Here is a 12,936-nt window from a genome sequence, read left to right as displayed (position 1 = left end):
AAGCCATGACCGCATGGCTCCAACAGCAACGCCACTGGCTCACCGTCGAACGGCTACCGGGCTACGCCCACGACCTCAACCCCATCGAAATGGTATGGGGCAACCTCAAAACCGTCGAACTGGCCAACCTGTGCCCCGACACAATCGACGACGCCCATGCCGCAGCCGAATCCGGACTCAACCGCATCGGCTCCAACTACGACCTGTGTTTCGCCTTTCTCAACCACACCGGCCTTTCTCTATGACCATGAATCACCGTATTACCGAAAGCTCTTTAATCGCTATACCTACACCCGGTCGCGTTAGCGGGCGACTGTTCGGTCCGGTTGTCGAGCATGGCGTTCAGATCGGTCCCACCACGGGAAGTTCACGTCTTAGCCGTCGAGAGTCAGGTCCTTACGGAAACTCCGCATGCTGTCGATCTTTTCGGCCAGGCTGGCCCCCGGCCCGGTGTAGAACATCCACGGCATGGTGAGAATGCCGGTGATGCCGGCCTGCTCGGCCCGCCGATAGTCGGCCGCGGTGAAGGCATCGGTCAGAGGTGTCAGGATGGTGAAATCGTCTAGTGACTGGCCGTTTTCGGCCCGCAACTCACGTAGCCGGCCGGCCGCCTCGATCGCGCGGTCGGTCTTGATCAAGTCCCCGATCCAGCCGTCGTAGCGGGCGGCGCGGCGCAACGCGATGTCGCTGAGCCCGCCGACATAGACCGGTATCGGCGGGGGCGTCGGTTGCATCTCCAGCCGCGGAGTTCGGTAGAACCGGCCGTCGAATTCCGTCCAACCCGGCTTCCACAGTTCCCGCATCAGCGCGAGCATTTCGTCGGTGCGGAGTCCGCGGGCCGCGAACTGCTCGCCCATCAGGGTGAACTCCTCTTCGCACCAGCCGACCCCGACGCCCAGCTCCACCCGGCCGGACGCCAAAAAGGCTGCGGTGCCAACGGCTTTGGCCACCGAGTAGGGATTTCGCATGCCCGGAATGTAGACCGTGGTGACGAACTTCAGCCGTCGCGTGACCGGCGCGAGCGCGCCGACGAGGACCCACGGATCGGGCCAGTCGGTGAACGGCGGCCAGCGTCGCTGCCCGTCCTTGGTGTAGGGATACGGGGTGGTCAAGGTTTCCAGGTTGACGACATGGTCCGGGATACCGATGCCGTCGTAGCCCAGATCGTCGGCGGCCTTGGCGATCTCGACGATCTCCGCGGTTTTCAGGAAGGCGGTGCTGATGTAGAACTTCATTCGGCTGCTCGTGCCCACACCGGTTTGATGAAGATTCCTTCGGCTTCCACGGTGACGCCGGCATCGTCGGAAATGAAGCCGCGCGCAAAGGCTTTCACTCCTTCGGTGCGGTCTATCCAGGCTTCGGAACGCAGCGGTCCCAGCGGCGTGCCGCGCAGGTACTTCACCGTGATGGTGCCGGTGAACAGCGGCTGGGTCAGCCCCTGGCTGGCCGCCTCGCCGAGCATGTGGTCCAGCACCAGGGCGCACACGCCGCCGTGCGCCAAACCGGGCGGCCCCTCGTAGGCCGCACCCAGCACGAACTCGCTCCAGCACCGCCCGTCGGCTTCGTGGTGGACAATCAGCGGCGGGGCGATCGGGTTGCATTGGCCCACAGCGGCGTTGCCCAGTGGGACGGGCCGCCCGTCGACCCGGTAACTGATGCCCGACGGGCGGATCCGTTGACTGCGCAACGACCGCGTCACCGCTTCGACCGCGGTGCGCGCCCGCGCGATGACGTTGTCGTCGGCCTGGGTCCGGATGGTGGCGTCGATGAGGTCCCGAACGGCCTCGGCCAACGGCGCATACGTCGCTGTCACGCGATCGTGTTCCGCATCGCTCAATACCTCGAACGCGGCGTCCAACTCCACCCTCCCCTGCTCAACTCCCGAACACCTTGCGCACGACCGCTTTTGCGCGCCGCGTCACCCGCAGATAGTTGTCCAGGAACTCGCCACCGTCGTCGTTGCGCCAGCCGGCGGCCACCGCGACCGCATTGAGCTGACGTCCCGGTCCGGGTAGCTGATCGGTGGGCTTGCCCCGGACCAGTACCAACGCGTTGCGGGCCCGGGTAGCGGTCAGCCAGGCCTGCCGCAGCAGCTGCACCTCGTCTTCGGGGACCAGCCCGGCCGCGGCGATCGCGTCCAGGGACTGCAGCGTCGACGTGTTGTGCAGGGCCGGCACCTCGTGAGCATGGCGCAGCTGCAGCAGCTGCACGGTCCACTCGATGTCGGTGAGTCCGCCGCGGCCCAGCTTGGTGTGGGTGTTGGGGTCGGCCCCGCGGGGCAACCGCTCGGATTCGATGCGCGCCTTGATCCGGCGGATCTGGCGCACCGCCTCAGCCGACACGCCGTCGGGCGGATAGCGGGTCTTGTCGGCCATCTGCAGGAACCGCCGGCCCAACTCCGCGTCGCCGGCCACCGAGTGGGCCCGCAAGAGCGCCTGGATTTCCCACGGCTGCGCCCACTGCGCGTAGTAGGCCTCATACGAGGCCAGCGTGCGCACCAGCGGGCCGTTGCGGCCCTCGGGGCGCAGGTTGGCATCGACCTCCAGCGGCGGGTCGACGCTGGGTGTCCCCAACTGCGTCCGCACCTGCTCGGCGACCGATGTCGACCACTTGACGGCTTGCGCGTCACTGAAACCGCTGGCCGGCTCGCACACGAACATCACGTCGGCATCCGACCCGTAGCCCAGTTCCGAGCCGCCTAATCTGCCCATGCCGATGACGGCTATGGCCGCCGGGGCATGGCCGCTCTCGGGCAGGTTGGCCCGGATGGTCGCCTCCAGCGCGGATTGCAGCACCGCCACCCACACCGCGGTGAGCGCCCGGCACACGTCGGTGACCTCGAGCATCCCGAGCAGATCGGCCGAACCGATGCGGGCCAGCTCCCGGCGGCGCAGGCCGCGTGCGGCGGCGATAGCGCGCCCCGGGTCGGAGTGGCGCCCGGCAGAGGCGACCAGGGCCCGAGCCACCGCGGCGGGTTCGGTCTCGAGCAGCTTGGGCCCGGTCGGGCTGTCGGTGTAGTTCTGAATCACCTCGGGCGCTCGCATCAACAGATCCGGAACGTAGGCCGACGTGCCCAGCACATGCATCAGCCGCTTGCCCACAGTCGGCTTGTCGCGCAGCGTGGCCAGGTACCAACTCTGCGTGGCCAGCGCCTCGCTGAGCCGCCGGTAGGCCAACAGCCCGCGGTCGGGGTCCGGGGCATACGACAGCCAGTCCAGCAGCCGGGGCAACAGCACCGACTGCACCCGACCGCGGCGGCCGTTCTGGTTGACCAGCGCCGACATGTGCTTCAAAGCGGTCTGCGGGCCCTCGTAGCCCAGTGCCGCCAGCTGCCGCTCGGCGGCTTCGGACGTCATGCCGCGGCCCGCGATCTCCAGCCCGGCCGGGCCGATCGATTCCAGCAGCGGCTGATAGAAGAGCTTGGCGTGCAACCGAGACACCCGCACGTTCTGGTGCTTGAGCTCCTCGCGCAACACCCCTGCGGCGTCGTGTCGTCCGTCGGGCCGGATGTGCGCCGCCCGCGCCAGCCAGCGCACCGCCTCGTCGTCGTCGGCCGGGGGCAGCAGGTGAGTGCGCTTGAGCCGCTGCAGTTGCAGTCGATGCTCGAGCAGCCGCAGGAACTCGTAGGAGGCGATCATGTTGGCCGCGTCCTCACGCCCGATGTAGCCGCCGTCGCCCAACGCCGACAGCGCGTCGACGGTGGAGGCGACGTGCAGTGACTCGTCGCTGCGGCCGTGCACGAGCTGCAGCAGCTGCGCGGCGAACTCCACGTCGCGCAGCCCACCGCTGCCGAGCTTGAGCTCGCGGCCGCGGATGTCGGCAGGTACCAGTTGCTCCACCCGGCGGCGCATGGCCTGCACCTCGACCACGAAATCCGCACGCTCGCAGGCGGTCCACACCATCGGCAGCAGCGCGTCCAGATAGCGCTTGCCGAGTTCGGCGTCGCCGACCGCCGCGCGGGCCTTCAACAGCGCCTGGAACTCCCAGGTCTTCGCCCAGCGCTGGTAGTAGGCGACGTGCGATTCGACCGTACGGACCAGCTCCCCGCTGCGGCCCTCCGGCCGCAGCCCGGCGTCCACCTGGAAAAACGCCGACGACGCGACCCGCATCATCTCGCCGGCAACGCGGGTGGTGACCGGGTCGGCGCGCTCACCGACGAAGATGACGTCGACGTCGCTGACGTAATTCAGTTCGCGCGCACCGCATTTGCCCATCGCGATGACCGCCAGCCGCGGCGCAGTGCCCGCACCGCACACCGCCTTCTCGGCCACCCGAAGCGCTGCCGCCAGCGCCGCGTCGGCGGTGTCGGCCAAGTGGGCAGCTACCACGGTGAACGGCAACACCGGCTCGTCTTCGACGGTGGCGGCCAGGTCCAGCGCGGCCAGCACCAGCAGGTGGTCCCGGTATAGGACGCGCAACCGGTGCACCACCGAGCCCGGCCCAGCCGAGGATTCCTCGACACACGCGAGGAAAGATTGCTGCATCTGGTCGCGAGACGGCAGTGCGATCTTGCCACTCAACAGCTTCCACGACCGTGGGTGCTGGACCAGATGGTCGCCCAGCGTCAGCGAGGAACCCAGCACCGCGAACAGCCGTCCGCGCAGACTACGTTCGGTAAGGAGAGCCGTATTCAGCTCTTCCCATCCGGTGTCGAGGTTTTCGGCCAACCGCACCAGCGCTCGCAGTGCGGCGTCGGCGTCCGGTGCGCGCGACAACGACCACAGCAGGTCGACGTGGGCCTGGTCGTCTTCGTCGGTCCAACCCAGCTTGGCCAGCTGGGTGCCGGCGTTGGGGTCGACCAATCCGAGACGGCCGACGCTGGGCAGCTTGGGTCGCTGCGTCGCAGGCTTCGTCACGACCTCGACCGTAGCGCAAGCCGGCCGCCGATCCGACCGGCTGGGCGCTCAGCCGGGTATCGAAGAGGTCTGCGGGTTACAGCGACAGGTAGGTGCGCAGTTCGTAAGGCGTGACATGGCTGCGGTAGGTGGCCCATTCGCGGCGCTTGTTGCGCAGGAAGAAGTCAAAAACGTGCTCCCCCAAGGCCTCCGCGACCAGTTCGGAGGCCTCCATGGCGCGCAGCGCGCTGTCCAGACTGGACGGCAACTCCCGGTATCCCATGGTGCGGCGTTCCTCGGGCGTGAGGTCCCAGACGTTGTCCTCGGCCTGCGGGCCCAGCACGTAGCCCTTTTCCACCCCGCGCAGTCCGGCGGCCAGCAGCACCGCGAACGTCAGGTAGGGGTTACAGGCCGAGTCGGGGCTGCGCACCTCGATGCGCCGCGAGGACGTCTTGTGCGGGGTGTACATGGGCACCCGCACCAGCGCCGAGCGGTTGGCCGCGCCCCAGGAGGCGGCGGTCGGCGCCTCACCGCCCTGCACGAGCCGCTTGTAGGAGTTGACCCATTGATTGGTCACCGCGCTGATCTCGGAGGCGTGCTCGAGGATTCCGGCGATGAACGACTTGCCCACGTCCGACAACTGCAGCGGATCGTCGGGGCTGTGGAAGGCGTTGACGTCGCCCTCGAACAGGCTCATGTGGGTATGCATCGCCGAGCCCGGATGCTGCCCGAACGGTTTGGGCATGAACGTCGCCCGCACGCCCTCGTCCAGCGCGACTTCTTTGATGACGTAGCGGAAGGTCATCACGTTGTCGGCCATCGACAACGCGTCGGCGAAGCGCAGGTCGATCTCCTGCTGGCCGGGCGCGCCCTCGTGGTGACTGAACTCCACCGAGATGCCCATGAACTCCAGCGCCTCGATCGCATGCCGGCGAAACTTGGAGGCCGATTCATGCACCGCCTGGTCGAAGTAACCGGCGTTGTCGATCGGAACGGGCTCCGTTCCGTCTTCGGGACCGGGCTTGAGCAGGAAGAACTCGATTTCGGGGTGCACGTAGCAGGAGAAGCCGAGTTCGTTGGCCTTGGTCAGCTGCCGGCGCAGCACATGCCGGGGATCGGCCCACGACGGTGAGCCGTCCGGCATGGTGATGTCGCAGAAGATCCGCGCCGAGTGGTGGTGGCCGGAGCCCGTCGTCCACGGCAGCACCTGGAAGGTCGACGGATCCGGGTTGGCCACGGTGTCGGATTCCGATACCCGGGCGAAGCCCTCGATCGAGGACCCGTCGAAGCCGATGCCCTCCTCGAAGGCGCCTTCGAGTTCGGCAGGGGCGATGGCGACCGACTTGAGGAAGCCGAGCACGTCGGTGAACCAGAGCCGAACGAAGCGGATGTCGCGTTCTTCGAGCGTGCGCAGGACGAATTCCTTTTGCCGATCCATAACGGGAACACTATGCAAGCTCTGTTAATACCGTGTTACCAATGCCCGGCCAGACACGTTGCCAAACCGGCTCAGGACCCGCAGCGAAGATTCGCCAGCGGCAACGTCAGTTCGAGGAAGTAGCGCACCACGGCGGTGTCCACACAGTCGTTGCCGTCGAACACCGCCGTGTGCTGGGTGCCGTCGTAGGTGATCAGCGCGGCGCCCAGCTGCCAGGCCAGGTCTACCCCGGCCTGATAGGGGGTGGCCGGGTCGTGGGTGGTGGAGACCACCACCACCTTGCCCGGCAGAGCGGGTGCGGCGGCGTGTGGTGTTGAGGTCGCCGGTACCGGCCACAGCGCACACAGATCGCGCGGCGCGAAGCCGGTGAACTGCCCGTAGCTGAGAAACGGCGCGGCCTGGCGGAACTGCTGATCGGCCGACACCCAGGACGCGGCATCCGTCGGCGCCGGCGCGTCGACACAGCGAATCGCGTTGAACGCGTCCTGGTCGTTGTCGTAATGGCCCTCGCGGTCGCGGCCGTAGTAGTCGTCGGCAAGCGCCAGCAGGTCGTCGGCGGCGGTGCCGCGCTGCAACCCCAACAGGCCACTGGTCAGGTACTTCCAATGTTGCGGGGTGTAGAGCGCGTTGATGGTGCCCGTGGTGGCATCGGCGTAGCTCAGGCCGCGCGGATCCGAGGTCTTGCCCGGGTTGGCTGCCAGCAGGTCGACCAGCGCGTGGTAGCGGTTGACCCACTGGGTCGGGTCGGTGCCCAGCGGGCAGGCCGTCGAGCGCGCGCAGTCCGCGGCGTAGTCGTTGAAAGCGGTCTGAAATCCGGCCAGCTGCTTGACGTTTTCCTCGATGGGGCCGATGGTCGGGTCGATCGCGCCGTCGAGCACCATCGCCCGGACGTGGGCGCCGAACCGCTCGACGTAGGCGGTGCCCAACTCGGTGCCGTAGCTGTAGCCGAGGTAATTGATCTGGTCGTCACCAAGAGCCTGGCGGATCAGGTCCATGTCACGCGCCGCCGACGCGGTCCCGACGTTGGCCAGGAACCCGGGGCCCATCCGGTCGGCACAGTGCTGCGCCAGCTCTCGGTACACCTGCTCGATGTGAGCCACACCGGCCTGGCTGTAATCGACCATCGGGTCGCGCCGGTAGGTGTCGAACTCGGCGTCGGTACGGCACCGCAGGGCCGGTGTCGAGTGACCGACCCCTCTGGGGTCGAAGCCCACCAAGTCGAAGTGACGGGCGATGTCGGTGTCCTTCAGTTCGGGCGCCATCCCGGCGACCATGTCGACCGCGGACGCCCCGGGCCCGCCAGGGTTGAGCAGCAACGACCCGATCCGCTGCCCGGTCGCGGGAACCCGGATCATCGCCAGCGTGGCCTGTGCAGCACCGGGATGGTCGTAGTCGACCGGAACCGACACCGTCGTACAGCGGGCTGTCGGAATGTCTCTGGTGTCGGAGACGAAGGCGGAACACGAGCCCCAGTTCTGCTGCTGCGCCGCGGCCGCGGGCGTTACCGGGCTTTGGGTCTGACCGGTGTCGGCCTCGGGAGTAGCGCGGGCCGACGGCAGTTGACCGCCGAGCACGAGTCCGAATGACAGCAGCGCCGAGCTGAACGGCCTCAGACGCGACATGGCCAGCATCGTCTCACCCACGGATACCCGTCGCAGCGCGAAGTGGTCACGCCTTGATCTCGTATCGGCGTGGTGCGCGGTGGGCGCGCGGCGGCCCTCAGCCGGCGCCGACGGTCTCTGGTTCCGCCACTTCGTCGTGTCGGCCGACGTGGGCTTCGGCGCGCATGCGTTTCACCATGTGCGGGTAGTGCAGTTCGAAAGCCGGACGCTCCGAACGGATTCGGGGCAGCTCGGTGAAGTTGTGCCGCGGCGGCGGGCAGCTGGTGGCCCATTCCAGCGAATTGCCATGACCCCACGGGTCGTCGACCAACACCGGTTCGCCGAAGCGCCAACTCTTGAATACGTTCCACGCGAACGGCAGCACCGAGATGCCGAGGATGAACGCCCCCACCGTGGAGACCACGTTCAGCGTTTGGTAACCGTCGGTGGGCAGGTAGTCCGCATAGCGGCGGGGCATCCCGGCATTGCCCAGCCAGTGCTGCACCAGGAACGTGGTGTGAAAGCCGATGAACGTCAGCCAGAAATGCAGCTTGCCCAGCCGCTCGTCGAGCAGCCGCCCGGTCATCTTCGGAAACCAGAAGTAGACGCCGGCGTAGGTGGCGAAGACGATGGTGCCGAACAGCGTGTAATGGAAGTGCGCCACCACGAAATAGCTGTCACTGACGTGGAAATCCAGCGGCGGGCTGGCCAGCATCACGCCGGTCAAGCCGCCGGCCAGGAAGGTGACCAGGAACCCGAACGCGAACAGCATCGGCGTCTCGAAGGTCAACTGGCCCCGCCACATGGTGCCGATCCAGTTGAAGAATTTGAGACCGGTCGGTACCGCGATCAGAAACGTCATGAAGGAGAAGAACGGCAGCAGCACCGCGCCGGTGACGAACATGTGATGGGCCCACACCGCCACCGACAGCGCCGCGATGGACAGGGTCGCATAAACCAGCGTGGTGTAGCCGAAAATCGGTTTGCGGGCAAACACCGGGATCACCTCGGAGATGATGCCGAAGAACGGCAGCGCGATCACGTACACCTCGGGATGCCCGAAGAACCAGAACAGGTGCTGGAACAGGATCACCCCGCCGTTGGCCGCGTCGTAGATGTGGGCACCGAGGTGGCGGTCGGCGGCCAGGCCGAACAGCGCGGCGGTCAACAGCGGGAAGATCATCAGCACCAGCACGCTGGTGACCATGATGTTCCAGGTGAAGATCGGCATCCGGAACATGGTCATGCCCGGGGCGCGCATGCACACCACGGTGGTGAGCATGTTGACCCCACCCAGGATGGTGCCCAGGCCACCGACACCCAGGCCCAGGATCCACAGGTCGCCACCGGGGCCGGGACTGTGGATCGCGTTGGACAGCGGGGTGTAGGCCGTCCACCCGAAGTCGGCCGGGCCGCCCGGGACAATGAAGCCGCTCAGCGCGATCAGCGCGCCGAAGATGAACAGCCAGAACGACAGCGCGTTGAGCCGCGGGAAGGCCACGTCAGGGGCGCCGATCTGCAGCGGCAGCACCAGGTTGGCGAAGCCGAAGACCACCGGGGTGGCGTAGAACAACAGCATCGCCGTGCCGTGCATGGTGAACAGCTGGTTGTACTGCTCGTTGGACAGGAATTGCAGCCCGGGTGCGGCGAGTTCGCCGCGGATCAGCAACGCCATCAGGCCGGCAATGAAAAAGAAGATATAGCAGGCGACCATGTACATGATGCCGATCATCTTGTGATCGGTCGTGGTGATGACCTTGTAGAGCAAGTTGCCCTTCGGCCCGAGCCGGGCCGGAAACGGCCGGCGGGCTTCCAGGTCTGTGGCGGGTGGCGCTTCAGTGGTCATGGGTTGACTCCAGGGGGTCTCATGATCGGAGCGGCAACGGAACAGCGTCAGAACAGCATCGGACAAGCCGCCCAAGTATTCCGGCGCGCCACCGCCGCGCCCTAGGGCCAAACGTCCCTAGTTTCCGCGGGACCGACCAGAAACCAACGGCCCCGCCGGCGTCAGCATTTTGCGCCGCTCGGCGGGGTTGTCCCGCCGATCAGGTAGGCCGTGACGTAGTCGTCGATGCAGCTATCGCCCTGGAAGACCACGGTGTGCTGGGTTCCGTTGAAAGTCAGCAGCGAGCCGTGCAGCTGGTTTGCCAGGTCAACTCCGGCTTTATAGGGAGTCGCCGGATCATGGGTGGTCGACACCACGACCGTCGGCACCAGGCCCGGCGCCGAGACGGCGTGCGGCTTGCTGGTCGGCGGCACCGGCCAGAATGCGCAGGTGCCAAGTGGCGCGTCGCCGGTGAACTTGCCGTAGCTCATGAACGGCGCCAGCTCGCGGGAGCGGCGGTCCTCGTCGATGATCTTGGCGCGGTCGGTAATCGGCGGCTGGTCAACGCAATTGATGGCCACGCGCGCGTCGGTGGCGTTGGTGTAATGACCGTGCGAGTCGCGGCGCATATACATGTCGGCCAGCGCGAGCAGGGTATCCCCGCGGTGGTCGGCCAACTCCGAAAGGCCGTCGGTCAAATGACTCCACAGATTCGGCGAGTACAGCGCCATGATGGTGCCCACAATCGCGTCGCTGTAGCTGAGTCCCCGCGGGTCGTTGGTGTGCGCCGGCCTGCTCACCTGCAGGTTGTTGGGGTCGACCAGCGGGTCGACCAGGCTGTGGTAGACGTCGACGGCCTTGGCCGGGTCAGTGCCCAACGGGCAGCTACCGTCCTTGGCGCAGTCGGCGGCGTAGTCGTTGAAGGCGTCCTGAAATCCCTTGGCCTGACGTAGATCCGCCTCGATCGGATCGGCATTGGGGTCGACCGCGCCGTCGAGGATCATCGCTCGCACCCGCTGGGGGTAGGCCTCGGCGTAGGCGGAGCCGATCCGGGTGCCGTACGAGTAGCCGAGGTAGGTCAGTTTGTCGTCGCCCAGTGCCGCGCGGATGGCATCCAGGTCCTTGGCGACATTGACCGTCCCGACGTTCGCCAGGAACTTCTTGCCCATCTTGGCGACACAGCGGCTGACGAATTGCCTGGTTTCCTCTTCGATGCGCGCCACACCCGCCGGGCTGTAGTCGACCTGCGGCTCCGCCCGCAGCCGGTCGTTGTCGGCGTCGGAGTTGCACCACAGTGCGGGACGTGAGGACGCCACGCCACGCGGATCGAACCCGACGAGGTCGAACCGTTCGTGGACCCGCTTCGGCAACGACTGGAAAACGCCCAGTGCGGCCTCGATACCCGATTCACCCGGGCCACCGGGGTTGATGACCAGCGAACCGATCTTGTCCCCCGTCGCCGGGAAGCGAATCAGGGCCAGCGCCGCGACGTCACCGTCGGGATGGGCATAGTCGACCGGCACGGCGAGCTTGCCGCACAGGGCGCCGCCGGGAATCTTCACCGCCGGATTGGAGCTGCGGCACGGTGTCCACTGCACGGGCTGTCCCAGCTTCGGCTCGGCCATGCGAGCGCGCCCGCCGACCACGCGGATGCAGCCCGCGAGAACCAACGCCACGGTGGCGATCGCGGTCCCGATCAGCAACATACGCGCGAACTTTTCGCGGCGAGACAGGCACATGGCAACCTATGGTGCCAGAGCCGGCCGAAGATGCTGGCTAACGACCGTCGTGGGACAAATCACCCGACGGCCACCAGCAGTTCTTCCATGGCAATAGCAAACTCGTCGGCCATTTCCCACAAGTCCGGCAGCAGTTCCGGACACGAGACCAGCCCGATGTCCAACTTGCCGTTGAGCGACATGACCGTGATGTTGAGACCGGAGCCGTGAAAGATCGGGCCCAACGGATACATCGACTTGACCTGACAACCCAGCAGGTACAACGGAACCTGCGGCCCCGGCACGTTGGAGACCACCAAGTTGTGCACCGGCAGGCTCTCGGTCAGCCGGGTCCTGGCGTAGACCCGCATGGCGATCCCGAAAACGGCCGGCGCGGCGAACTGTGACCAATCCTGCAACAGCGTCGCGCCAATGGCCGAACTATGGCTCTTGGCAGCCGAATTCGCTTGGGCGATGGCCCGCAGACGCTCCACCGGGTCGGCGATTTCGGTGTGCAGGCTGGCGAACATGGCCGAAACCTGGTTACGACCGGGACGATCGGACTTGCCGTGCACCGAAACGGGCACCGATGCCACCAGCGACGAGTCGGGCAGGGCGTTGCGTTCGGCGAGATATTGCCGAAGCACCCCGGAAACCAGCGCCATCACCACGTCGTTCACCTTGACGCCGAAGTGGTTCTTCACCGTCTTGATGTCCTCGAGATCCAGTTCGGCGTAGCCGATGTTGCGGCGGCCGCTGATGCTGGCGTTGAACACGGTACGCGGCGCGGCGAATGGACGCGCCATGGTCAGGCCGTCGCGGGCCCGTAACACCGTGGAGACCACCGAGGACACCGTCTGCGGCATCACATTGGCCAGCTGTAGCGGCCGGGCGGCAAACCTGACCAGGCCGCCGGCGGCGATCTGCCAGCCGGTGCCACCGCCGACTCCGTCCACCGGATCCGGTGCGGGCGCGTCGGCTTCAGTGCTACACAGCTGCGACATCAGGTTGGCGCCGGTCACGCCGTCCACGGCGGCGTGGTGCACCTTGGTCATGAGCCCGATACGGCCCCGGTAATGGCAATCGGTACCTGCCACGCCTTCGATGACCCACATCTCCCACAGCGGTCGCCGGCGATCCAAGGGCAGCGACGCGATATGTCCGCAGATCTCCGAGAGTTCCGCCCGGCCGCCCGGTGACGGCAAACCGATGCGGTGCACATGGCGATCGATGTGGAAGTCGTCGTCGTCCACCCAGACCGGATGGTCGAGGTTCAACGGGCTGCTGGCGAGCTTCTCCCGGAACTCCGGCAGCGCTTTGACGCGAAGCGACAATGCCTCGCGCAGCCGGTCGAAGGTGTAGCCGCCCGGCATCGTCGAGGTGTCCAAGTCCATGATCGAGCACACGTGCATCGGCTGGGACGAGGTTTCCAGGTACAAGAAGCTGGCGTCGAGGCCACTGAGCCGCTGCATCCGCCGATGGTAAGCCGATTCACGGGGTCCCACGGTGTATCTACGCC

At 66.7% G+C, this 12,936-nt stretch carries 9 protein-coding genes; 1 reads left to right on the top strand and 8 read right to left on the bottom strand.

What is annotated here, in order from left to right:
• The coding region (locus CDN38_RS24670; protein ID WP_180276330.1) for a transposase at window positions 1–245 on the top strand (245 nt) is incomplete at its 5' end.
• Between the two features lie 129 nt (window positions 246–374).
• On the opposite strand, the gene CDN38_RS24665 is transcribed toward CDN38_RS24670, so the two are convergent.
• From CDN38_RS24665 to CDN38_RS24630, 8 genes are all read right to left on the bottom strand, one after another.
• On the bottom strand, window positions 375–1,235 hold the full coding sequence (locus CDN38_RS24665) for a TIGR03619 family F420-dependent LLM class oxidoreductase (protein WP_075512390.1): 861 nt from the start codon (window positions 1,233–1,235) through the stop codon (window positions 375–377).
• The gene (locus CDN38_RS24660; RefSeq protein ID WP_075512415.1) at window positions 1,232–1,858 is read right to left on the bottom strand and encodes a PaaI family thioesterase; all 627 of its coding nucleotides are present in this window, start codon (window positions 1,856–1,858) and stop codon (window positions 1,232–1,234) included. Before CDN38_RS24660 ends, CDN38_RS24665 begins: the two co-directional genes overlap by 4 nt.
• 16 nt (window positions 1,859–1,874) lie before the next feature.
• A complete protein-coding gene (locus CDN38_RS24655) occupies window positions 1,875–4,856 on the bottom strand; it encodes a bifunctional [glutamine synthetase] adenylyltransferase/[glutamine synthetase]-adenylyl-L-tyrosine phosphorylase (RefSeq protein ID WP_075512391.1) in 2,982 nt (993 codons plus the stop codon).
• Window positions 4,857–4,932: 76 nt separating this feature from the next.
• Window positions 4,933–6,273 (bottom strand): glutamine synthetase family protein, encoded by a 1,341-nt coding sequence (locus CDN38_RS24650; RefSeq protein ID WP_075512392.1) that lies wholly within the window; start codon window positions 6,271–6,273, stop codon window positions 4,933–4,935.
• A gap of 71 nt (window positions 6,274–6,344) precedes the next feature.
• A complete protein-coding gene (locus CDN38_RS24645) occupies window positions 6,345–7,904 on the bottom strand; it encodes an alpha/beta hydrolase (RefSeq protein ID WP_099319471.1) in 1,560 nt (519 codons plus the stop codon).
• Between the two features lie 88 nt (window positions 7,905–7,992).
• A complete protein-coding gene (ctaD, locus tag CDN38_RS24640) occupies window positions 7,993–9,720 on the bottom strand; it encodes an aa3-type cytochrome oxidase subunit I (RefSeq protein ID WP_075512393.1) in 1,728 nt (575 codons plus the stop codon).
• Window positions 9,721–9,881: 161 nt separating this feature from the next.
• Window positions 9,882–11,438: an alpha/beta hydrolase gene (locus CDN38_RS24635; protein ID WP_075512394.1), complete on the bottom strand. Its 1,557-nt coding sequence runs from the start codon at window positions 11,436–11,438 to the stop codon at window positions 9,882–9,884.
• Between the two features lie 59 nt (window positions 11,439–11,497).
• Entirely contained in the window at window positions 11,498–12,829 is a 1,332-nt protein-coding gene (locus tag CDN38_RS24630) for a WS/DGAT/MGAT family O-acyltransferase (protein WP_438502295.1), read from the bottom strand.
• Window positions 12,830–12,936 lie beyond the last annotated feature (107 nt).

The organism is Mycobacterium ostraviense, from assembly GCF_002705925.1.
In the GTDB taxonomy this organism is placed as follows: domain Bacteria; phylum Actinomycetota; class Actinomycetes; order Mycobacteriales; family Mycobacteriaceae; genus Mycobacterium; species Mycobacterium ostraviense.
This window is presented reverse-complemented; position numbering and strand designations above follow the sequence as displayed.